Raw genomic sequence first — 23851 nt, forward strand, 5'->3', positions numbered from 1 at the left:
CAAATTATCTACCTATAGAGGGATGAAAGTAGCAGAACATTGGCTGAGCATTAGTTAGATTGAAATGGCGGAAGCAGCCGATAACTACCACTTTCAATCAGGATGAATATTCCCAAACCAATCAAGACAAAAGGGACAACAGCCTTGGTATAGCGCGTCAAAATAGGGGCGATCGCCCTTTGGCGAGTTAATCGGTACGCGACATAAGACCAAACACCTACCATCACCGAGAAAACCGCCAAAATCACCACCAAGCTCGGCAAATCGCTGCTAGCAAACAGCGGCAAATAAATACCGATGTTGTCACCCCCGTTGGCCACTGTTACCGCAGCCACATTCAAAGTTTGGGGATTGAAAAGATTGGCGAGTTTTGACACAGCAGATGAGTTGGATTGACGGTTAAATTCGCCCGATACTGCTTGTACGTCATTTTCCTCATTTTCTGGCTTGACTAAGTGACTGATGCCGATCGCGATCGGAAGCAAACCCAGCAAGCCAATCCAAGCTTTCGGCACAATTAAACCGCCAAAAAAACCGGGCAAACTAGCAGCGATAAGTGCTGCAAATCCGAGGTACTTACCGACAAAGATATGCCGGGGGCGGAAAGTATCATTTACCTGGGCGAAGAACAGCATCGAAAGCACCATATCGTCGATATTGGTTGCGGCAAAAGATGTAATCCCGGCAATAATCGCTGCTGCAATCCAATTCATGTGCTGTCCCTGCAATCTTTCTAAACTTCCGTTTCGCTGGCGTTACTTCTGCTCATAGTTATCAAACAGAAACCGCAACCCACTAAAGATATTATACTTAAAGTTGGGCTTGCCAGAGTGCCGCTTTTCACCAGAATCGCCATTCCCAATCCGATTAAAACAAAAGGTACTAATTGATTGCCGTAGCGAGTCAAAGTATCCGCGATCGCCCGCATCTGAATTAACCGATAAGCAGCGTAGCACCAAACGCCCACCATCGCGAAGAATACGCCGAGAATCACCGCCAAACTTTCTAAAGTATTGCTAGCAAAAAGCGGTACATATATCCCGATATTGTCGCCCCCATTTGCCACCGTCACCGCTGCTACGCTGTAAGTTTGAGGAGACAGAAAACTGCTAAAAAAAGATTTATCAGATTGCTCTAATTCGGCCTCAACTTCCGAATCGTCAGTTTCTGGATTCAGCAAGCGGCTAAGCCCGATCGCAATTGGCAGCAAACCCAGCATTCCGATCCAATCTGGCGGAAAGATTAAGCGACCAAAAAACCCCGGAAGGCTAACCAAAACCAGTGCAGTAAAGCCCAGAAACTGACCGAAGACGATATGCCTGCGCCGAAATACTGCATTCACCTGCGAGAAAAACAGCAGCAGAATCAGAATATCGTCTAGATTCGTAGCCGTAAAAGCTGTCATTGCCGTAGAAATTGCTGTTAGTAATTCATTCATTTCTGTGTCTCCTCCGATTTTTTATTTCGTTGTACTTGCTTGGTTCGTATCTTCGGAACTGGCAAGATGCTCGTTCCACAAAAATTAAATTTTATTGTGGGCTGTTGAGCAGAGCAACGCCTTTGAAATGCTTATTGACAATGCTGCAATATCTCAGTAAAAAGCCCGTTGCTAAAAACTATTGATTCTGACTGCGAACAGGTAACTGCTAATCAAAAACGCTCACTGTCAAAGGGGACTGCTTTGAATCGAACACCGCCGTAAATCGCATTTTATTACTCGAATTTGGCATGAATTGCGTCAATACCTTGCTCCATTGAACCCACAAGTCCAGGATAGCGCCGCCGCTGCAAGAAAAACCACCCGCAAGTAAGCACCAAGTAGATCAAGAACAAGTAAGGAAACGCATCGTAAGGAGCTTCGGGAACTGGGAACATAGTGCTGCCTGGAATGCCCACACTACCGGCAATCGGAATCATCATAAATGCGATCGCCGCCACCGAGAACACCACATCCTGCAGGCGCAATTTACCAATTTTGTGCAGGTAGACCGGAGCGGCGATCGAAATCAAGATGTATACCGTTAAAAATCCGTAGCTGCAAATTGCCCCCAAATAACCCATACAATCGAACAGTTTGATGTTAAACATAGACATCACAGCAGGCACCAAAAATGTCACGAATGTACACATTGTTACTGCAACGTGGGGAGTTTTATTAGATGAATGCGCTACACCTAATGAAGAGTGAAACAAACCGTGGCGCGCCATCATAAAAAACACTCTCGCGGCTGGATTTATGCTGCCGAGCACGCAAGCAAAAAAGCTAAATAAAGCGCCGAAAGCCACTAACTCACCCAGCCAACCCATGCCCACTTGTTGCGCCAGAAAAGTCAGAGGTTCTTCACTATTAGTAATAGAAACTCCAGTACCGCTAAAACCCAAAACCTCAATATAAGTCATCAAAATGAAGAATAAGCCTGCCATGACAGCACTGCCCATGACAGCCCTGGGGATATTTTTTAAGGGTTTTTTCGCTTCGTCGCCCAGAGATGTAGCACTTTCAAAACCAGAGAAACCAAACATTACTAATACAAGTCCCGTCGCTATATTGCCGGGAGTTACGCCTTCCAAAGTTAATTGGGACATATCCAGGGCAAAACCTTTGTGCGCCCAGATGATAATTCCCAAGATAAAAATCGCTGCCACTGATGCCCCCTCCAGCCACAGCATCGCCATAGCTGAGAGTTGGATATCTTTATAACCTGCATACCAAGCAACGCCCGCCCCGATCGCTAACAGCGTAATAGGTGAGGGATGGATGCCTAAATGACCGATGAAAGTACCCGTAAAGTTGGCAAAACCACACAAAACGGCCATCGCAGTAAATAGATAAGCCAGTACCAAACTCCAGCCGCAAATTACGCCGGCAGTCGGGCCTAGTCCTTTAACAATATAAGAATAAAGAGAACCTGCAGAAGCCGATCTGCTGGCAAATTGGTTGATATTGATGCTGACAAATACTAGGCCTATCAAGCCGATGAGAAAGCTCAGCCAAGCCCCGTTACCCGAAAGAGCGACAATTAACCCTATATTAGATGCTGGTATCGTTGTAGGTGCAATGACGGCAAAGGATTGAGCTAAAACCTCCCCGAAGGAGAGGCAGTCCGGCTTTAAGCCGTGGGGACTGTGATTTTTTTGCGTTTTCTTGGTCATTTATCTTCTCTCTTTTTGTCGATCGACTTTTGGCGATCGGCTTAAACTTGTCGGTGCTGCTTCAGCATGGGGCCCTGCGTTAGAAGCTTAAGTATCACATTAAGGCTCTTGAGGGGTAGAATCAAATGTTGTTTTTTATCGAATTAATAAATACAAGTGATGCAGTGCCACCCCGAGAAGAACTGTTGGAATAGCAGACCTATCTGTCGTCAAAAGCTCAAACCCTTGACCTTAAAAGTAAATTTCAAATACCGGCTGGGAACCGTGCTTTTTGGGGAATTCCAATCTGTACCAGAGACTCGATCGAAAAGTTCAAGTCAAAGTTTAGTCGCCAGAGATTTTAATCTCAAAAAATAACTGTATTTAGTAAAAGGGTACTCAGCATGGCCGGAATGACGCTTGACCAACTGCGAGTTTTTCTAGCTGTCGCGGAACACCTGCACTTCAGCCGCGCAGCCGAGGAACTTTACATCACCCAACCCGCTGTCAGCGCGACAATCCAAAGCTTAGAGGCGCAATACGGAGTAAAACTATTTCACCGCATCGGCCGCCGCATCGAAATCACAGATGCTGGGAAGTTGCTGCAAGTTGAAACTCAGAAAATTCTCGACCAAGTTGCTTTGACTGAGAGAGGTTTGCGGGAGTTGAACGACTTGCAACGAGGCGATTTAAACTTGGGTTGCAGTCTGACCATTGGCAATTATTGGTTGCCTGATAAACTTAGCAAGTTCAAACAAAAATATCCTGGTATTTGCGTGAATTGTACTTTGGCAAATGCCGAAGAAATTTGTGCGGGGACGGCGACGGGAACATTTGATTTGGGTTTAGTGACGGGAGACATCAAAGCTTCGCTTAAGATCACTCTGGAAGAAGAAGTTGTAGGCAGCGAACGCTTGCTGATTGTAGTTGGCAAATCTCACCCTTGGTTTGAACGTGCAGATGTGAGTTTAGCGGAAATTGCGGAAACGGATTGGGTGATGCGAGAAGCTGGTTCTGGAGTTCAGCAAATGTTGGAACAAGCTTTGCAAAGTTGGGGCATTAATCCCAATGAATTGAATGTAACTTTAGTTTTGAATAGCAGTGAAATGGTAAAAGCAGTGGTGGAAAGTGGCACAGGTGCAGCCGCTATTCCTGAATTGATGGTAAAAAAAGAATTGCAGCTATCTACACTACGAGCGATTAAAATTATAGATAGCCAACCAAGTTCTAATGTATGTTTTGAAATAATTAAACCAGTTTTAAAACTGAAGCACCGACAGCGTTTTCAAACGGCAATTACTAAAGCTTTTGAACAGATATTAACTTAAGGTGCTGGTAATTGCTAATTGATCACTTACGCACCAATACTCAAGAAACCAGTTTTTTTACCAACATAAAAAGCTAAACGCCGTGTATTTTCGTAAAAAACCCGGTTTCTCCCCACTCGTGCGTCCAGGAGTATAATTATCTCTCAACCAATTTCCTCAAGTCCAATAAATTTTTACCCCCATCACCAACAATCACCGGCAATTTCCCATCCCATTTTTCTATAGCCTGCCTTTCCAAAAGTTCCGGAGTCAAATTGTCCCGCAGCAACCTTTGCACTTCGGCTTCTCCCTTGGCTAAATTCACCTTAGCCTCTGCCTGTTTTACTGCCTTCAGCGCTAAAAACTCCCCTGTTTTTGCCTCCTGTTCGGCAATTTGTTTCGCCTCCACCGCCTCGCTAAACCGCTCCGAAAAGTGAACGTGTACTAAAGAAATATCGTCAACGGCAATGTGATATGTAACCAGCCTCAAGGTCAAAGAATCATCGACTGCGGCTTTAACTTCTCCCCGTTTAGTAATAATTTCTTCAGCCGTGTATTTTGCCATAACTGCTTTTAATACTTCTTCAACCGCCGGCTCTATAATGCGAGCCACGACTTCTTTTTCGTCACCTATTTGTTGAAAAATAGCATTTGCTTCTTCTGGGATAATATGCCAATTTAGCGCTACATCCGTGAAAACATCTTGCAAATCTTTTGAGGAGGCTTCAGCGGAACTTTCCTGTTTTTGCACCCTGACGCTCAACTTTTTTACACTATAAACTGTGGGGACTATTACGTGAATTCCTTCTCCGAGTACCTGTTCTTGCACTTTACCAAACTGCATCACCACGCCCCTTTCTCCAGCGTTGACAATGACAAAAAATTTGGACAAAATAGCTAAAAAAACTATCAATAGAGCTAGTTTAACAGCTATGTAAACATCATTATTTTTTTTATTGCTTCTTGGTTTGAGTGTGTCAACGTTACTGCTGGATTCTAAAACCATGTTTCACCCCGATCGCACTTAATTGTCTGCTCAATATTGACTTAATAGGTATTCTATTTTCCGGCCCTCAACAACTGTTCAAAATCCGCTGCTGCCAAAGGAGGACTAAACAAATATCCTTGCATTATATCGCACTTATAGCGCCAGAGAAAATCTTTTTCGGTTTCTGTTTCAACTCCTTCGGCAATAACCTCAAGACAGAGACTGTGCGCCATTTCAATAATAGCTTTCACAATCGCTGCATTTGTGCAGCCATCGGTGATATTGCTGATAAAACAGCGGTCTATTTTTAAAGTATCGAAAGGGTATTGCGTCAGATAGCTTAAAGAAGAATACCCAGTTCCGAAATCGTCAAGAGATATACAAACTCCCAAATTTTTCAAGTGTTGCAAAGTCGCGATCGCACTTTCGGCATCTTCTACCATCAAACTTTCTGTCAGCTCTAATTCCAAACTGCTCGCTTCCAAACCAGTTTCTGCTAAAATTTGGGCAACTCTGCTGCTGAGATCCGGTTGGTGAAATTGGCGTGGCGACAGATTCACAGCTATTCGGAGCGGAAAACCAGCATTTTGCCAAACTTGCATTTGCTGGCAAGCTGTCTGCAAAACCCACTCGCCTAACTCTACAATGAAGCCAGTTTCTTCGGCATGGGGAATAAATTCTGCAGGCGAAATTAGCCCTTTTTCTGGATGTACCCAGCGCACTAAAGCTTCTGCGCTCATAATCTTACCTGTCTGGACATTGACTTGCGGCTGATAGTAAACTTGGAATTCTTCTCGTTCCAGTGCGTTGCACAAACGGGTTCTTATCTGCTCTAATTTGTCGGCAGTATTTTGGATAAATTCGCTGCTTTGCGATCGCAAAGTATTGTACTGTTCTGCGACAGCTTCTTGTTTTTTCAAACGGCTCGATACCGCGCCCACCAGTTCAGCTTTACTAAAAGGTTTAGTCAGGTAATCATCTGCTCCCAATTCCATACCTTGTCGCATTTCAGAGCGATCGGCTCTACCGGTGAGAAAAACAAAAGGTACTGTAGCAGTAACAGGATTAGATCGCAAGGCCATCAGCACCCCATACCCGTCAAGTTCTGGCATCATCACGTCGCAAATAATCACGTCGGGAACATTTGACACTGCCGCATATAAACCTTGTGCTCCATTTTCTGCACCCCTCACGTCGAAACCTTCAGCTTTGAGGAGTTTGAGAATATTCTCGCGAATTACTTGCTCGTCCTCAATCACTAGAATCTTTTTCATACGTCATTCCCTGAAAGCGATATAATTGATAGGCGTTACTGAACGCGATAAGCGTCCCAATAACTGAGAACGCACAGCTCGATGGACCCAACAGCGGAATATTTTCCGACACAAATAGCAAACACCGGAAAAACGCTAATTTTTCAAGCACAACTAGATTAATGTTTCTCTGGTTACTCAGTGCCGTCCGTATTATTACGAGGTTAATTAATAATCTCTCAACTAATTCTAGGCGATCGATAGTTAGCAGCGCCTTAAATAACTGCTAAACTAATTGTGCCACCTGAACGATTGTCTGCAAACAATCTCAGCCTATTTATACCAGTTGCCAAAAATAATGCAACTGCAAGCAAGTTCCAAACCCTTGCGGAGTAAGTCTTCTCCATTCTTCAATGTAAAATCTAAACTTTTAAATCTCAAATGGTATTACCTACTGGATTCCCTGAACCCGCACAGATTGGGGTCATAGAAGTTAAGCAATATCCTCACTACCGCGCTGTCACCTACACCCACGCGGGCGATTTGCGACAAGCAACTGGCATCGCCTTCAATCCCTTATTTCAACACATCAGCAACAACCAAATAGCGATGACAACGCCAGTAGAAGCGCGCTACACGGAAACTTCCGGGCAAATCGATGCAGTTCCCCAAGCAGAAGTTTCGTTCCTCTATCCCGCACCAAATATCGCCCCCAGCAGCGTTAACTCCGCTGTAGAAGTCACAGATACTTCTCCGATGACAGTTGTCAGCATCGGCGTGCGCGGGGCCTACACTTGGGAAAGCTACGAAAATAACCTCCAGAAACTCAAAGATTGGCTTCAAGAACATCCCGAATACGAAATAGTCGGGCCGCCGCGCCGCTTTTTTTACAATTCCCCGATGACGCCGGAAGCAACTAAAATCAGCGAGGTACAAATTCCTATCAAGTGCCGCTGACGTGAACAACTAATTCGCGAATGTGAGCCCGCTGGCGGTGTTCCCACAGGTAAATTCCCTGCCAAGTTCCTAACAGCAACCTGCCGCGATCGATCGGGATTTGTTCAGAAGTATGAGTTAGCGCAGTGCGAATGTGCGCCGGCATATCGTCTGGGCCTTCCGCATCGTGAATGTAGCGATCGCCCTCCGGTACCAGTTTAGCCAAAAAGTTAGCCAAATCCTTAAGTACATCCGGGTCAGCATTTTCTTGAATCACCAAACTAGCAGAAGTATGGCGCAAAAATAAACTACAAAGTCCCGTTTTAATACCTGAATTCGCCACCACATCTTCTATCTTAGGAGTGATTTTGCACAGAGATTTCCCTGTAGTTTGAATCTTGAGTATCTGTTGATAGTGATTCATTCGATTTTAGATTTGAGATTTTGGATGAGACTGATGCAAAAGTCTTCTGTCGGCGGAGGTAGACTTTGTTTGTGTAAGATCGATTTCTAATCGCACTTATGCAAAATAGTCTACAACAGCTTGGGCGATCGCCTCCGTACCATTTTTATCCAATTTATCCGACAAACAGGGCGGATGCAGCGGTTGTCGCAAAAACTCCCACTCCCCCTCAAAAAATTCCGTCTCCGTCAAGATTTGATGTTCCGCATAATTTTGAATCCCTTCAAGCAACACCGCAGCTTCTGCAAAACCTTGTCTCATTATAGAAATAACAGGTATTTCCAAGCGCAAAGCTTCCGCAAAAGTGCTGTATCCCGGTTTAGAAACTAAGCGCCCACACACAGGCATAATATCAACCGGACGCGGTAAAATCGGGAAAGATTGTGCAAACTCCTGATTTTTGACATAAATCAAATTCGGCAAATCGGGAGCTCCCGCATCAAAAGTAATAAATTGCCAGTCGCTAAATAGCTGTAAATTTTGATAAGGAATTTCCTCTAAACCCAATCCGCCGAAAGTCAGCAATACAGTTTTTTCCAGCGGTGTTTCGATGCCTAATACTTCCCGAATTTTTTCATTACTGTAGCGAGGATTGCCGCCAGTCAAGCCCACATCTTGAATATTTGGGAAAGCTGCCATCGGTTCGTGTAATGGAAGACGAAAAAGCCGATCGCACATTCCGAAACATTCACCAATCCAATCTGCGATTTCTACAAATTCCCCGCCCCAATCGCGATAGATAAAATCCCACCCAAAATTGCTCATCATCCAGCAAGGAACCCCAGCCGCTGCTGCCATTCGCGTTGCCAAAGGAGGAATGTCTGCCAGCACCAAACCCACCCGATTTTGCTTGATAAAATTAACTTCACCTGCAATTAGGGAATTTTGCTTTTTCCTAATTTCCCGCAATTTTTCCAGCGTCGCGTCTTTATCCATATTCAAACTGTCAGCTTGCACGACACCCACATCAAAAGCGCGGGGACGGTGGATAAAGTCGCCACCAATATAACATTCTAGCAGCCAGCGAGGTGCTGTTGTTGTGATAATTAGTAAGATATCTGGATTTAATTCTTGAATTTTTGCAGCTACGGAAGCAACTCGGACAGCGTGGCCGAATCCGTGATTGGTGATGGCAATATATAATGTTGGTCGAGACATTGATAATTAGGAATTGGGAATTAGGAATTGGGAATTGGGAATTGGGCATCGGGGATCGGGAATTGCGGTAGAGACTGGAAGGCAACAAGGCCAAGCTTCAAGCGACGCACCACCAACAATGACACAATTAATAACGAATGACTAATGACTAAGCGGTTGTGTATTTAACTTGTAGATTCCTGGCGTTCCTCTGAGCAACTGCCCAGAAGAGTTTTATTATTATTGACTATACTAAAATTAGTTTTTAATGATGAACGGCACTCCTCTATTTATGAATAAATTAAAACTCAAATTTTTCCTCCTAACTTAATTATAATTTTACAGGGATCAAATATGCAAGAACTGATCAATCGGACGCACCCTTAGACCAAACAGGCAATTGATTAATCTTGTCCAGCGTTATATCTACATACTTTTTACCGTCCGCCGCCAGATTTTCCCCAAAATATCCCTCATCGCCGTCGTGCTTGTGAGGGCCACTCACAGCTTCTGCATAGCGGCCTTGCAAACGAGCTTGGTTGAAAGGAGAAGTCGCGTACCAGTACCAGCGACTCGGAAAAACTATGCCGCCAATATCCTCAATTGAATCGCGAGTGCCGCGAAAGTGGAAAATGCGATCGGCCTCTGCAAAACCATTTTCTCCTGAAAAGACGCCTCCAACCGAAACAACGGTAATTTCGGCCTTCAGCCATTCTTTAAGATAGCGAGTAGCACCCAAAGCAACTTGTGCGCCGCCGCTAGTGCCAATTAAAATAACTTTCAAAGGTTGTTTAGAATTAACTGAAATGGGAGATTGAGCATTCATGCGATCGATAATTGCATTAGCCATTCCCTGATTGTATGCAAAGCCGTAGCGATAATCTAGAGAAATTGCAAACCTCCAGAGATTGCGAATTTTAATGAATATATTCCCCGCAATCGGCCCTTTTTTTGCCTGTTCTGCAAACCGCCAAAAAGGAGCTAGCCATCGCTCTCCTCCTAAACTTTTGTTAGACGCTGAATAAGGAAAAACATCGCCCACTGCTACGCACTGCGGGTGAGTTTTAACTAAACGCTTGAGAAAGAACTCTTCGCCAGGGGTTAATTCGTCCCCCGAAAAATCCCCAACTCCCGGTAAAAAGATGATATAACAATTGAGTTGCGAAGACTTGCGGGCTTCTAAATTGGCCTTGTTTGAGGGTAATATCTCCGGCGGGTTTTTCTTGAGACCCAAAGTTTCGGCACTTTGATTCAGCCACCATATAACAGTCCCCACCGGCGAAAGAATGCCCCAAATTATCAGGATTACACCTGCGATGAGCAACAAATTTAAACTTCCCCCGCGCAGCCATGCAAGTATCCGTAAAATCAATCTTAGCATTTAATAAAATCTGGTAGAATGCCAATTAATTACTTAATTACCTAGAAATAGGTCGGTGATTCTGCAGTATTAGACCTTATTTTGTAAAAATTGTCAACTATCTTGAGGAGCAGGAGTTCCACGTGAAGGGAGAAGATTCAATTGCAGGTTTGGGGGCAACGCTTTGGAACGCACTTTCTTTGAACGGCAATTTTTACGAAAAAACTCCCTACACTCGCAGAACTAAGCGAATAGCTTTAACAATTGTAATTTTAGCTGCGCTGTCCCGCGTTTTGGGCAGCGCCGTCATCTTGTTAATCAATCGAACTGAGCTATCAGTGTTATTTTTAGCACTTTGGATAGATGGTTTGGCAGTTGCGGGGGGTTATTATTTTTGGACTTTCACTATCTTTAAAATCGGAGAGTGGCTGAAGCAGGGTCACGTAACTTATGGGGAGTTGTTGGTGCCGATCGGCTTTGCTTACGCGCCCCAAGTGCTGAATTTTTTAACCTTAATTCCCTTGCTGGGAGAAGGAATAGAGCGCATATTAGCTGTGTGGAGTTTGCTAGCTGTAATTGTTGCGGTTCGCCAAGGTTTGGATATTCAAACTCGCTGGGCGGTGTTAATTTGTTTTGTGGGTTGGCCGTTGATTCAAATTGCGATCGGCTTTGTGAAAGTAATTGAACAGTTGCTTTCACGATGGCTTTAATTCATCAATACGGCAGCAGTATAGTAAACTCGCTGCCCTCTCCAGGTTCCGACTTGCAAATTAACTTTCCTCCATGTTGTTCTACCACAATTTGATAACTGATAGACAATCCCAAACCAGTCCCCTTACCTACCGGTTTAGTAGTAAAAAACGGATCGAATAATTTACCCAGCACCTCCGAATTCATCCCCACACCATTATCAACAATGCGAATCGCTACTTGATTTCCTTCCGCGACTTCAGTGCAAATCTGAATTGTCGGAGTCTGTTTCGAGTCAACTTCACTCCCTCTTTCGCGAGAAAAAGCATCAATCGCATTGGTCAGGACATTCATAAATACCTGATTAATTTCTCCCGGATAGCAGTTCACTAAAGGCAAATTGTCGTACTCCTTGATCACTTGAATATCAATTAATTTGTGTTCCAAAATCATCAAAGTGCTGTCGATACCTTCGTGAATATTAACCCATTTTCTATCAGATTCATCTAACCGAGAAAAGTTTCGCAGCGACAGCACAATATCGCGAACCCTCGCAGCGCCCACTCTCATTGAATCTATCATTTTAGTGAAATCATTCATTAAAAAATCTAAATCTATTTGCTCTATTTCATTTACTATTTCGGACACGGGATTTGGGTAATTATTTTGGTATAAACGTAGTAGATTTAGTAAGTTCTCAGCGTATTCGTTGGTGTAATATAAATTTCCATAAATAAAGTTAATCGGGTTATTAATTTCGTGAGCAATTCCCCCGACAACTTGACCTAAACTGGACATTTTTTCACTTTGAATTAGCTGCACTTGAGTGTGGCGAAGTTCTTCCAGTGCAGTATGCAAATTCTCAGTTCTTTGGGCTACTCGCGTTTCCAGAATATTATAAAAACGAGCATTTTCTAGAGAAATAGCTGCTTGTGCAGAGAGGATTCCCAAAATTTCTACTCTGTCGCTAGTAAAAGCACCTTTTGTTAAATTATTTTCTAAATAAAAAATTCCCGTAAGGTTGCCTTGATGGATAATTGGCAATACCAGGATAGATAGGGGTTGATTGGCCACAATATAAGGGTCAAATTGGAATTGCTCGGATCGGGTAGCATCATCTAAAACCAAGTATTTTTTGGTTCTTTCTACATAGTTAATTAATGAAAGTGGGAGGTTCTCGGATTCGGCAATCGGGAGAGATTGTAACAGGGTTACATCATTAAACTGACCTGTAACTCCAGCTTCTATGAATAATTGATTACCTGTCTTGGCAAGAAATAATACTTTTTGAGCGCCTGCGTTTTCCTTTACAAGCTGTACAAGTTTCTCTAGCAAACGGCTGAGGATAATTTCGCTCGAAACAGCTTGAGATGCTTTGACAACAGTTGGTAAATCCAGCATCAAGCTATTGTCAACAGTAGTGGTAGCAGTCATAATATCAACAGTCTTAGATATTGCTCCTTGAGTGCGATCGACTAAATAAGGATAACGGGATTCTAAGTATTTAACTTTTGCTATAGCTCCCCAGCGGATGTAGGCATAATAAGCTTTTGTCAGATAAGATCGAGCAATTATCTCTTTATCCAAAGATTGATAAAACTCTCCAGCTAATTCATAAGCTAATGCTTCTTCTTGGATGTAACCGTTAGCAGCCGCTCCTTTAATAGCTAAGTCATAATAATCCATGGCTGCAAGTTTATCGCTGAAAAGTCGAGCTTTCTCAGCTTCAACTAACTCGTACTTGTGCTGATAATTCATGGGTGCATGGTAGGCCCACTTTTTCATAATTTGCTGATTAGAGTTAACAATAGCTAGGTATGCTTCTTGATTGTCACTGTCAGGATAGTGAGCGAGGAGGGCCAGCGAATAGTAGAAATTGTGTACCCCAACAGTGATTAAGCCGATCGCCCCATCTGCATATTCTGCCGCTAATTTACCGCGGGCAACAGCCGCAGCATAATCTTTCAATAAATAAAGCACGATCAATTTAGCAACATAAGCTGCAAACAGCGACATTCGATTATTTTCTTTCTGCCAACGGGACATTACAGCAGGTTCATCCAACCTGCCGCTAACTAACCGTACTTGCTCTGCTGTTTTGCTTCTTAAGCTTGAAGCAGTTACTTGCCAAATTTGAGCATAACCTATGGCAAATTCGTGTTTATTTTTTTGCAAAAACTCCATACAAACGCTTTGTTTTTCTTCGACATATTCTAACTGTTCTCCCACTAAAACTAAATTAGTAATATAGTGCATAAAATTATAAACTGCCCATTCTAAATCACCATTTTCTACACCAAATTTCATTCCTTCTAGAAATGAATTAAGTGTATTTTTAGTAGACTCTTTCCAGATTCTTATATGAGCATTAAACATTACATAAACCTTAGCTTTTTGTGGGCTAGCATTAAATATTTCTAGCAGCTTTAAAGCGATTAATCCAGCGTAGTAGCCAGCTTCGATGTCGCCTTCGACGCCGCACAGAATCATTCCATAAAGAGTATAGGGAAAAGTAGCTAATGCTGAATGACCGTGATCGATACAAAGATTGACCATAGTCAAGACGAGGGAGGACACAATTTCAGGTTTGGCAATATAAGCAGGAGGATAGAGGGCTGTCAGGATTTCCATAGCTGCGAGTAGATATGGATCTGTCATAACTGGCAGGTTTTCTAATTCCTCAATTCGCGGCAATTTTGGCACTGCAATGGTTTCGTTGTCTAATAGGTTGAGTCCCAGCATTTCCAGCACTTCTAGACCTGTTTCAACAGCTTTTAGCATTTGGCTTTGAGCTTGATAAAATAGGATTTTGAGCTGATACACTTTCACTATGTCAAGCTGGTTTTTAGCCGATCGCAAAACCACTTCCGCCAAAACTTCGGCTTGCTCGAAGTTGGTGTTTAAATATTCCGCTTCCAGCGTCTCTACATACAACCGCAGCGTCATGCTATAGTTGCGATCCCAGCTATCAGGTGCTAATAACGACATTCCCGCATTCAAATACTTAACAGCGGCTTCGTAAGCATTAGCTACTTTTGCCTTATGTCCAGCAATTAAATTTAATCCTGCTAATTCATCTTTTTCTGATTGCAGGAGCAGACAATCAATTCCTACATTCAACTGGTTGATAATATCAAAAATTTTCTCTTCTACTTTATCGGCGGGCGTATTTTCAAACAGCAATTTACCGATGCTAAGATGAGTGGCTTTCTTTTCATCATCAGGAATCAGCGAATATGCAGCTTGCTGGACGCGATCGTGCAAAAATTTATAGCTGATTCCCGAAGAATCGAAAGTTAAATTAGCTCCTCCTTCTCCATCTAAAAATAAAGGAATGAGGTAACTCTCATTCAAAGGAAGTATTAACCCTGCTTGCAAAGCATCCCAGAGTTCAGTCGCCGTGACGGATGGAGATTTTGCGTTGACAGTAGATAGAACATCTAAAGTGAATTTGTCGCCAACACAAGCCGCCAATTTCAAAATTTGTTGTGTAGTCTCTGGCAATTGTTGAATCCGACTGGCTACCAGTTCAACTACACTCTTATCTGTGATGCCAATAGCGTGAATCTCCTCCATGTTCCACTGCCACTTCCCTCTGCTTCCGGGAGACTGCAGCCGGGAAAAGTCAAATCTCAAAAGTTTTTCTTGATAAAGAGTGTTGAGCAATTGCGTCAAGAAAAAAGGATTCCCACCAGTCTTATTCCAAATTAACTCCGCTAAAGGTTGAATTCTGTCTGATTCATTCAATGTCTCCGAAATTAACTCAGTAACCTGGGCTAAAGAAAGAGGTTCCAGCACTAAATTGTTGATAATAATACCAGTTTTTTGAAGGTACTCTACTGTTTGCATTAAAGGATGTGTAGAGCTAACTTCATGGTCTCGATAGGCTCCAATAAATAGTAAATATTTGCTATCTGGGTCAGTCGCTAGCAATTCCATTAATTTCAATGTCGCTGAATCTGACCACTGCAAGTCATCGATAAATATAACTAATGGATGCTCTTTTTGCGCGAATACGTGGATAAATTCTTTGAATAGCCTGTTAAAGCGGTTTTGTGCTTCTGTGGGGGCAAGTTCCGCAACGGCAGGCTGTTTGCCAATTACCAATTCTAGTTCGGGAATCACCTCAATAATTACTTGTCCGGCATCGCCTAGTACGGCTAAAAGTTGATGTTGCCAATCTTGTAATTTTTTGCTATTTTCGGCAAGTAACTGCTGGATCAAAGATTGAAAAGCTTGAATTAAAGATGCGTAAGGTATATTCCGCTTGAATTGGTCAAATTTACCTGAAATAAAATAGCCCCGCTGTCTGGTGATGGGTTTTTGAATTTCGCTAACTACAGCAGATTTGCCTATGCCTGCATAACCCGACACTAGGATCAGTTCAATTTGGGAAGGGGAAGAATTTCCCTCGCAAGGATTAGCTACACGTTCAAATGCTGCCAATAGTTCGCTGACTTGTGTTTCCCGACCGTACAATTTTTGAGGAATCAACAACTGACTCAATATATCTAAGTTTCCGGGGGTAAAATCTACTATCTTGCCTGTAGTTTCTAACTGATGCAAACAAATTTCTAAATCTGCTAATAATCCGCCTGCTGTTTGATATCTATTTTCGGCATTTTTTTTCATCAATTTCATCACAATTTGTGAAATTGATGGTGGAATGTCTGAATTAATTTGATGCGGTAAAATTGCTTGAGAAGCTATGTGACTGTAAACTATTTCTAAAGGATCGTTGCTCATAAATGGCAATTGACCTGTCAGCATTTCATATAAAGTGATACCGAGAGAATAAAAGTCGGTGCGGTAGTCTAGGGTGCGGTTCATTCTCCCGGTTTGTTCGGGAGACATATAAGCAAAAGTGCCGACAATCGAGTTAATATTATTAATTTGGGGATTTTCTTTGGACAATCGTGAAGCAATCCCGAAATCAGTCAGTTTAATAATTCCTGTTTGGCTGTTGATGATGATATTGCTCGGCTTAATATCTTTATGAATAATATTTTGAAGGTGCAGATATTCTAAAATTTTTATAAGTTGGATGCCAAACCTCAAACAGGTGATGACTTCGAGCTTTTGTCTGGACATGAGCCGATGGATAGATTCGCCATTAAAGTCTTCTAAAAGCAAGCCGAGACGGTTATCAAAGGTTTCTAAGCTAAGGACTTTAACTAGGCCTGGATGGTCTAAATGTTGGCGAATGCGATACTCGTGCTTGATCCGGGTGATTGCATCGAGGGTAGGATATTCAGCTTTCAGGATTTTGAGTACGGTTGTATCCTGGTGGGTGGGGATTTTTCCTCGATAAATAATCGTTTCGATACCTTCGTGGAGAGTGGAATGGATTTCGTATTGTGAGAGAAATTGCATGGAGTTCTGCTCAGAGTTGAAAATATATCTGATTCTACTCGCTGTTCGCTGTTGACTGTTGGCTGTTTGCTGACGGCACGACCACTCTCAACCGTCAAAAGTCTTGACAGGGCAACTGTTATATGCTTAATTAAACCATGTACTTAGGCAAAGAAAAATCAAGCTTTATTTACTCGGACAAGAATATAATTTATACATAAAATGATAGTATTCAGGCAATAAAGCCATTTTGCTACTATTATTCTCAATTAATATCCGATCGACAGCGGACGGCAACCACACCCCTACTATTCGGGTCTCCCCACTGTCCCTACCCCTTTAGCAAGATACATTGTTAGAGAAGGAAATACACAAAAATTTACATCTATAATTTGTGTAGTGTTCCAAATCGCTCCTCACCAGCAGCGATACAGCCCTCGCCCAGACAGTAGGATAGAAAAAATATGTTTGAACGCTTTACAGAACAAGCCATTAAAGCAATCATGCTAGCCCAAGAGGAAGCGCGACGCCTCGGTCACAATTTTGTAGGCACCGAGCAAATTCTTCTGGGTCTCGTCGGCGAAGGCACTGGCATCGCTGCAAAAGTATTACTGGATATGGGCCTCAACTTGAAAGAGGCGCGCAATGAAATCGAAAATATCATCGGTAGAGGTTCCGGGTTCCTCCCGCCGGAAATTCCTTTTACGCCCCGCGTCAAGCGCATTTTTGAGACGGCGCTGAACGAAGCGCGGCAGTTAGGCCACAATTACATCGGCACCGAACACATCCTGCTGGGGCTGATTCAGGACGATGAAGGGGTGGCGGCGAAGGTGCTGCAAAACTTGGGGATCGATCGCCAGAGAGTCCGCACGCAGGTAATTCGTGCCGTGGGAGAAGTCGCAGCGGTACCCGGAGGTAGGGGAGATAGCGGCGATCGCAAAATCCCGACTTTAGAAGAATTTGGCACAAACCTGACCAAGTTAGCCGCAGCAGGTAAACTCGACCCCGTAGTGGGCCGCGAAAATGAAATCGAGCGCGTGATCCAAGTGCTCGGCCGCCGCACGAAGAACAATCCAGTATTAGTAGGCGAACCAGGGGTCGGCAAAACAGCCCTCGCCGAAGGCTTAGCCCAGCGGATTGTTAATAGAAACGTCCCGGAAATTTTAGAAGACAAACAAGTAATCAGCCTCGATATGGGTTCGCTGATTGCTGGTACAAAGTTCCGAGGCGAATTTGAGGAACGGCTAACGAAAATCATGGCCGAAATTCGCGCTGCCGGCAACATCATTCTGGTCATCGATGAAATTCACACCTTAGTCGGTGCAGGCGCAATTCAAGGCAGCATGGACGCCTCCAATATGCTCAAACCCGCCCTTGCTAGAGGCGAATTGCAGTGTGTCGGCGCCACTACCTTGGACGAATATCGTAAGCACATCGAGCGCGACGCTGCCTTAGAACGCCGCTTCCAACCGATCAAAGTCGGTGAACCGAGCGTGGCTGAAACAATAGAAATATTGTACGGGTTGCGCTCGGCTTACGAACAGCATCACAGACTGACAATTTCCGACGCAGCTTTAGAAGCAGCGGCTACACTGTCAGACAGATACATTAACGATCGGTTTTTGCCAGACAAGGCGATCGACTTAATTGACGAAGCAGGTTCCCGCGTCCGCGTGATGAATTCACAAACCCCGCCGGAAGTTAAAGAACTCAAAAAGCAACTGCCTGCAGTAACAAAAGAAAAAGATGCAGCAGTGCGCGAGCAAGACTTCGACAAAGCTGGAAAATTGCGCGATCGCGAATTAGAAATTGAAGCCGAAATCGCCGAAGCTACGATCAACAAAAGCCAGCTCAAAACCTCTCCCGTCGTCACCGAAGAAGACATCGCCCACATCGTGGCTAATTGGACGGGAGTACCGGTCAGCAAGCTGACAGAATCCGAATCGGAATTGCTGCTGCACATGGAAGATACTTTGCACCAGCGCTTGATCGGTCAAGAAGAAGCAGTCAGCGCAGTTTCTAGGGCTATCCGTCGCGCGCGGGTAGGCTTGAAAAATCCCAATCGCCCGATCGCCAGTTTCATATTTTCCGGCCCCACAGGCGTCGGCAAAACGGAACTTACAAAAGCATTGGCAACTTATTTCTTCGGTTCCGAAGAAGCCATGATTCGGTTAGATATGTCCGAATTCATGGAACGCCACACGGTTTCTAAACTCATCGGTTCGCCTCCCGGTTACGTCGGCTACGATGAAGGCGGTCAACTAACAGAAGCAGTCCGGCGCCGTCCTTACACGGTCATCTTGTTCGACGAAATCGAAAAAGCTCACCCGGATGTCTTCAACATGATGCTGCAAATCTTGGAAGACGGCCGTTTGACGGATGCTAAAGGTCGGACAGTAGACTTTAAGAATACACTGCTGATCATGACCTCCAACATCGGTTCGCGAGTGATTGAAAAAGGTGGTGGCGGTCTCGGTTTCGAGTTTGCTGAAAGTGCCGCAGACGGACAGTACAATCGCGTTCGCAGCTTGGTAAACGAAGAACTGAAACAGTTTTTCCGTCCCGAATTTATCAACCGCTTGGATGAGATTATCGTCTTCCGCCAGTTGAACAGGGAAGAAGTGAAGCAGATTGCAGACATTATGTTGCAGCAAGTCTTCAGCCGCTTAACCGAACAGGGTATTACTTTGTCGGTGACGGAACGGTTCAAGGACTTGTTAGTTACAGAAGGCTACAATCCCAGCTACGGTGCTCGACCTTTACGCCGCGCAATCATGCGGTTGTTGGAAGATGTACTGGCTGAGGAAATGCTGTCTGGGAAGCTGAAAGATGGCCAAAAGGCGATCGTTGATGTGGATGAAAACGGTCAGGTTAAGGTAGTGCCCGATGGTTCATCTGAGCCGAAATTGCCCGAATTCGCATTGAGCCATTAATGCACTCTACAAACCGATAAATACTGTTAATTAAAAACCCGGTTTCTCCGAGAAACCGGGTTTTTAATTAAATGAAACCAGTAAAAAAAAGCAACTTATCGATGAATCTAATCCCACGATTGCAATTGCCCAACCCAATGCTGCACCAAAGCAGAAATGCGATCGCGCCGCGTTTCAAAAGTAGCAGCAATCCAGATAAACACAATCCCAAAAGCCAAACCAATTGCCCATTTTATCAGCGGATAATCGAAGATCAGAACCACCAACTGATAGAAAACATTGATTAAAAATACAGCCGTTCCCACAAACAAAAATGCCCGAACTCGCAGCGCCAAACCCGCTGCAATAGCCGCCAAACTAAAAGCTCCCGCAACTAAACCGTGGCTTTGCTGAGTCAAAAGAGGTATCCCGCAAATCAGCGCAGTTGCTAGCATTCGCAGAGTGTGGCGCAGCGGTTTTTCTGCTGGTAATTTGAGAGTGGGATCGAACTGAGTAATGTAAAGTAAATAAAGTGCTAAAGGAGTAACATAAAACTCTGGCTGAGTCAATCCTATTTGCCAGAACCACCGCAGCATTATCCAGTCAATTATCGCCGCACTCACATAGGTAAAACGGACTTGCTGCCTTTCCCAAGCTAGGAAAACATAGAAGGCTGCAGCTATCAGCAAGCTAATCGGATAAAACTTATACGGACTTTCCAAAATAGTAATTATTGGAATCACCGAAGCAATTACCTGCCAAGGTTTTTTTGACCAACCCCAGTTGTCCCAAGGCAAAATGTAAATGAAATAGGCTAATAGGGAAGCGAAGGCAACTTTCCAAGGCCCCAGCGGCCCGGAAATATACTTAACTAAAGGTGTATTGATCCAGTAAAGCCGGATGCCAAAGGCTTCTAGCCAGCCCAAGTAAACCCAAATTTCTGCCCATTGGCGATCGAGATTATTTCGCCCTTGCAAGAAAGCATATTGAACTAATAAAGCACCAGTGACTAATCCTAAACTTAGGCCGGACTTAATATCATCGGCCGAAGCCCAAATCAGCAGCAAACTGCTCAAAACCCAATGCAGGTGAGCAAATATTTTTAACTCTGCATTAGTTAAATGTAAATAATTGCTGAGCCAAGGAGATAAAATGCGATAGATATATGTTAAAGTTGTGCCGAGAGTCGCCAGGACAATTAAGCCGTCGCCAAAAGCTCCTCCTGGTGTTTGAAAAAGTTGATATAGTAGCGATTCGTAAGCAGCAACGGACACGCCAATTAATCCTAAATAAACCAAAGGTTTGAATTCTGGTTCCCGCCTACCAATGCCGATCGCAATTAAAGACGCCCCCAACACAGTTAAACCAGTCCAATTCGTCAAAGTGTGCGATCGGAAAGTTAAACCCAACACCCCATAAACCAAAGGTATCAAATGAATACTAGGTAAAATTGTTGGATCGGGGTGGCGGCGACGCCACACATCACCCAATAATTGAGTAAACAATCCGAGAGCGATATTAGCAACTGCCAAATTAATCGTAGTGCGATCGACAAAACTCAAACCCACTGCTGTCAACAACTCCAAACTCCAAGCCAAGGCATAAATTGCCAGAGGGGAAATTTGGCGTAAACTTCGGAAAATTATCGCAGCCATTATCACCAAAATAGCCGCCAAAACTTCAGTAGAAGGCGGAAAACTCAAGGTACTGCCTGCGTAGAGTTCATAGGAATAAAAAGTAATAGTTGTTAACAGCAAGCTTGCCAGTAAGATTGCCCATCCATCTAAAGCTTGATCGTAAATTTCAGCTAATTGAGAAGGCTCAGGTAGACCCCTGGAAAAACGAACAATCATGCTGCGAACCAACCACATACACAAAAGAGCGATCGCCCCGGCAATTCCCCAATCCCAACCCGACACAAAACCTAATCGATCGATCGCGGCAGCTACGAAACTCAAGCCAAACCCCACTCCAATCACAGCCGCTGGTAGCTCTACTAAATAGTAAGTATTGACCCACATTAATACGGCTGCCAAGCCAAAACCAATTAACCGATATCCCGGAAAAGTAAAAATTAGAAATTGTGCGAATATTAAGGCGATCGCACTAAAGGTACTGGCAACTCGTTTGTGAGGTACCTCAGTATATTTAGCAACAGCAGTCAAAGCCAAAGGAGTCGCCAGCCATAGCAAACTCCACTGAGGGCGATAAGTTGCAGTACCCGCAATCAAATAATTTTGCAACAAGACAAAGCTAAATCCTGCTAATACTAAGCCTAGATACCAGGAACTTTGGAACCATGCAGGATGCCAGCGGAAAAACCCAGAATTTTCTCGAAAATTCGCCGCTTTCATCCAGACAAAAAATACCCACTCAGCCGCCATAAAAATCAATAATATTGCCGACCAAATATTGGGTGGCTGGTTGGGAAAAAATAAGTCAATTGCCGAAGCGATCGCGCCTAAACCAATAATGTGAGTTATGGGAAGCAAAATTGCCGGATTTCCCGGTTGTTCAGCCGCAAAAGTCGGCATGGAAACTCGCCGGGAATTATCGGGAATTAGGTATTTCCAAGTGATCCAACCTAAAATTAAAGCAGAGACTAATAAATTGAGTGATCGCCAAAACGGATTGACAAAACTAATAATAGTTAAAGCACTCCCCAAACCGAGAGCAAGGTTTTCGCCAAAACTGGCAAGTTGAAACTTTCGCTTGCGGTAGAGCCACTGCGCTGCACTTACCATTAAAATTAAATAAGGCAACAGCAGAACACCCCAAAAAGCCCAAGGAGTTTCCTGAGAGTTTGTAAGCTGAGTTAAAAAGGCCACAACTTGTGTTTTAATCCCTAAAGGAAGCACTCGCCAAAACAGCCAAATACTCTGAAGTCCCACCGCCTCAAGCATTAGCAAATCAAACTCTTGCCCAAACCGCACTAAACGGTTATAAAAAAACCAAACAGCCAATCCGCTAACTGCGATCGCCTGTAGCGGAATGTCGCGAAAACAAACCAGCCATCCCAAACCCAACAAACCCATTCCCGCTAATTGCCATTTAAAAAAATTGTTGGGATTTGGCTGGTCGGATATATTGTTTTCAATAGTCCCAGATGGCAGGGGTTGCTGCCAATCTAGCCATGCTAAAAGCACGCCACAAATCGCCAAAGCTAAACCCATTTCAGCGATATTTACATCCTTGACAAATATCGCTCTACCCAGTAAAATTCCTAATGAATAAGCTACTAAAGCAGCTTTTTTGTAAGTCAAAAAATCTCGGCTTAAACTGAAAGCAGCGGGGAATGTTTCAGTATTTCCCCCACGTTGGATAGATTGCAATCGTTGTTGCTGAACTTGATAAACTGTAGTAGCAGCAGTTCCCACTGTACCCACATAAACCGCAGCCAGGGAAAAGCCTGCCAATGCCCACCCCCAGTGCAAATAACTCAATCCTAAGTGATTTAGGGCGATCGAACGAGTGATGTTTTTTCCTGAAAAGCTTTGATATTGATCTTTTATAATCCGGGCAGTTATCCAAGTCAAAATAAGTGCCGCTGTGATTGCTACTGCCCAATCCCAAGGATACCGCCACAATCCAAAAGTATCCATTGCCCAAAAATTGATCGGCACTAGCAAAAGTGTCACTTCTTGCAAAGTTTGAGCAGTCAAGTGCAAATTAACCTGTCTGTTGGCCCAACTGCTAATCGCCCAAAAGGTTAAAGTATAAGCTAACAAAACTCCATATTGTCCGGCGGCAGGAAATCTTTCCCACTGACTGGCAGCTAAGACTCCAGAGGAGACAACTACCATGAACACTCCTAAAAACAACAGCCACACCACGCTAATTTCTGCCATTAGCGAGTGCAAAATTTGAGCTATAAAATTAGGGGTTTGAGTAGTTTCTGTGGGTCTAGCAACGCTTTCTCTGCTGCTAGGTAATGCTTGAGGCGTTGATAAGGCAGGTACTTTTGGCTCGGCAATAGGAGCTCGCGGGTTCTCAATTTCAGAAAGGTCTACAGCGGGGTCTCTGACTGGGCAGACTAAATACTGCCCGCACAATTCCTCAACCTCAGCGGGCGAAAGTAAACCTAGCCGCAGCCACGCATCTAAACCTGTCAACAACTCAGGATGCGACGCTAAGACGCTCAATTCAATTTTGCTCGATCGATCTTTGGGAGACGACATTGGCTTAAACTTGTACTAAGTACCTTCAAGCTATAGCCTAGATTAATGTCGAGCCAACATGGCAACATTCCGCCATCGCAATTGGCACAATAAGTATTTATAACTAAAGATCTGTCGCAGCCCGTGTCAAACGGTGAAAAAAT

General features: G+C 43.9%; 14 protein-coding genes. 4 read left to right on the forward strand and 10 right to left on the reverse strand.

All coding sequences use genetic code 11. The features are described from left to right. Positions 1-50: 50 nt before the first annotated feature. From QUB25_RS18865 to QUB25_RS18875, 3 genes are all read right to left on the reverse strand, one after another. Positions 51-713 (reverse strand): cadmium resistance transporter, encoded by a 663-nt coding sequence (locus tag QUB25_RS18865; protein ID WP_333062645.1) that lies wholly within the window; start codon positions 711-713, stop codon positions 51-53. Between the two features lie 20 nt (positions 714-733). Beyond that, the gene (locus QUB25_RS18870; protein WP_333185076.1) at positions 734-1438 is read right to left on the reverse strand and encodes a cadmium resistance transporter; all 705 of its coding nucleotides are present in this window, start codon (positions 1436-1438) and stop codon (positions 734-736) included. A gap of 275 nt (positions 1439-1713) precedes the next feature. Further along, on the reverse strand, positions 1714-3153 hold the full coding sequence (locus QUB25_RS18875) for an APC family permease (RefSeq protein ID WP_333185078.1): 1440 nt from the start codon (positions 3151-3153) through the stop codon (positions 1714-1716). 392 nt (positions 3154-3545) lie between these two features. Between QUB25_RS18875 and QUB25_RS18880 the strand changes: the two genes are divergently transcribed. Further along, positions 3546-4460 carry a LysR family transcriptional regulator gene (locus QUB25_RS18880; protein ID WP_333185080.1) on the forward strand — a complete coding sequence of 305 codons (915 nt, stop codon included), beginning with the start codon at positions 3546-3548 and terminating at the stop codon, positions 4458-4460. Positions 4461-4596: 136 nt separating this feature from the next. Here QUB25_RS18880 and QUB25_RS18885 read toward each other — a convergent pair whose 3' ends face one another. After that, entirely contained in the window at positions 4597-5445 is an 849-nt protein-coding gene (locus QUB25_RS18885; protein WP_333185082.1) for a prohibitin family protein, read from the reverse strand. A 53-nt stretch (positions 5446-5498) separates the two neighbouring features. Further along, entirely contained in the window at positions 5499-6701 is a 1203-nt protein-coding gene (locus QUB25_RS18890; RefSeq protein WP_333062636.1) for an EAL domain-containing response regulator, read from the reverse strand. 420 nt (positions 6702-7121) lie between these two features. Here QUB25_RS18890 and QUB25_RS18895 point away from each other — a divergent pair, with 420 nt between their 5' ends. After that, positions 7122-7637 carry a heme-binding protein gene (locus QUB25_RS18895; protein ID WP_333037769.1) on the forward strand — a complete coding sequence of 172 codons (516 nt, stop codon included), beginning with the start codon at positions 7122-7124 and terminating at the stop codon, positions 7635-7637. Here the strand turns inward: QUB25_RS18895 and QUB25_RS18900 are convergent. The 3 genes from QUB25_RS18900 to QUB25_RS18910 all read right to left on the reverse strand — a co-directional run bounded on the left by QUB25_RS18900 (position 7624) and on the right by QUB25_RS18910 (position 10597). Then, entirely contained in the window at positions 7624-8040 is a 417-nt protein-coding gene (locus QUB25_RS18900; RefSeq protein ID WP_333185085.1) for a secondary thiamine-phosphate synthase enzyme YjbQ, read from the reverse strand. The genes QUB25_RS18895 and QUB25_RS18900 overlap by 14 nt on opposite strands. 96 nt (positions 8041-8136) lie before the next feature. After that, on the reverse strand, positions 8137-9237 hold the full coding sequence (locus tag QUB25_RS18905) for a glycosyl transferase (protein ID WP_333185087.1): 1101 nt from the start codon (positions 9235-9237) through the stop codon (positions 8137-8139). Between the two features lie 346 nt (positions 9238-9583). Continuing rightward, positions 9584-10597, reverse strand: a complete 1014-nt coding sequence (locus QUB25_RS18910) for a hypothetical protein (RefSeq protein WP_333185089.1) — start codon at positions 10595-10597, stop codon at positions 9584-9586. A 122-nt stretch (positions 10598-10719) separates the two neighbouring features. On the opposite strand from QUB25_RS18910, the gene QUB25_RS18915 reads away from it, so the two are divergent. Then, positions 10720-11286, forward strand: coding sequence for a hypothetical protein (locus QUB25_RS18915; RefSeq protein WP_333037764.1), 567 nt, complete (start codon positions 10720-10722; stop codon positions 11284-11286). Between the two features lie 4 nt (positions 11287-11290). On the opposite strand, the gene QUB25_RS18920 is transcribed toward QUB25_RS18915, so the two are convergent. Further along, a complete protein-coding gene (locus QUB25_RS18920) occupies positions 11291-16639 on the reverse strand; it encodes an AAA family ATPase (RefSeq protein ID WP_333185091.1) in 5349 nt (1782 codons plus the stop codon). A 443-nt stretch (positions 16640-17082) separates the two neighbouring features. On the opposite strand from QUB25_RS18920, the gene QUB25_RS18925 reads away from it, so the two are divergent. After that, positions 17083-19551 carry an ATP-dependent Clp protease ATP-binding subunit gene (locus QUB25_RS18925; RefSeq protein ID WP_333185093.1) on the forward strand — a complete coding sequence of 823 codons (2469 nt, stop codon included), beginning with the start codon at positions 17083-17085 and terminating at the stop codon, positions 19549-19551. 107 nt (positions 19552-19658) lie between these two features. Here the strand turns inward: QUB25_RS18925 and QUB25_RS18930 are convergent, their stop codons facing one another. Continuing rightward, on the reverse strand, positions 19659-23708 hold the full coding sequence (locus tag QUB25_RS18930) for a hypothetical protein (protein ID WP_333185095.1): 4050 nt from the start codon (positions 23706-23708) through the stop codon (positions 19659-19661). Positions 23709-23851 lie beyond the last annotated feature (143 nt).

This window comes from Microcoleus sp. B3-D7 (genome assembly GCF_036705305.1).
GTDB lineage: Bacteria > Cyanobacteriota > Cyanobacteriia > Cyanobacteriales > Microcoleaceae > Microcoleus.

Excerpts from the sequence above, each read along its gene's own strand:
- QUB25_RS18885 (WP_333185082.1), bottom strand. The coding sequence starts at position 5,445 with ATGGTTTTAGAATCCAGCAGTAACGTTGACACACTCAAACCAAGAAGC.
- QUB25_RS18930 (WP_333185095.1), bottom strand. The coding sequence starts at position 23,708 with ATGTCGTCTCCCAAAGATCGATCGAGCAAAATTGAATTGAGCGTCTTA.
- QUB25_RS18920 (WP_333185091.1), bottom strand. The coding sequence starts at position 16,639 with ATGCAATTTCTCTCACAATACGAAATCCATTCCACTCTCCACGAAGGT.
- QUB25_RS18890 (WP_333062636.1), bottom strand. The coding sequence starts at position 6,701 with ATGAAAAAGATTCTAGTGATTGAGGACGAGCAAGTAATTCGCGAGAAT.
- QUB25_RS18905 (WP_333185087.1), bottom strand. The coding sequence starts at position 9,237 with ATGTCTCGACCAACATTATATATTGCCATCACCAATCACGGATTCGGC.
- QUB25_RS18925 (WP_333185093.1), top strand. The coding sequence starts at position 17,083 with ATGTTTGAACGCTTTACAGAACAAGCCATTAAAGCAATCATGCTAGCC.
- QUB25_RS18895 (WP_333037769.1), top strand. The coding sequence starts at position 7,122 with ATGGTATTACCTACTGGATTCCCTGAACCCGCACAGATTGGGGTCATA.
- QUB25_RS18900 (WP_333185085.1), bottom strand. The coding sequence starts at position 8,040 with ATGAATCACTATCAACAGATACTCAAGATTCAAACTACAGGGAAATCT.
- QUB25_RS18910 (WP_333185089.1), bottom strand. The coding sequence starts at position 10,597 with ATGCTAAGATTGATTTTACGGATACTTGCATGGCTGCGCGGGGGAAGT.
- QUB25_RS18875 (WP_333185078.1), bottom strand. The coding sequence starts at position 3,153 with ATGACCAAGAAAACGCAAAAAAATCACAGTCCCCACGGCTTAAAGCCG.
- QUB25_RS18880 (WP_333185080.1), top strand. The coding sequence starts at position 3,546 with ATGACGCTTGACCAACTGCGAGTTTTTCTAGCTGTCGCGGAACACCTG.
- QUB25_RS18865 (WP_333062645.1), bottom strand. The coding sequence starts at position 713 with ATGAATTGGATTGCAGCAGCGATTATTGCCGGGATTACATCTTTTGCC.
- QUB25_RS18870 (WP_333185076.1), bottom strand. The coding sequence starts at position 1,438 with ATGAATGAATTACTAACAGCAATTTCTACGGCAATGACAGCTTTTACG.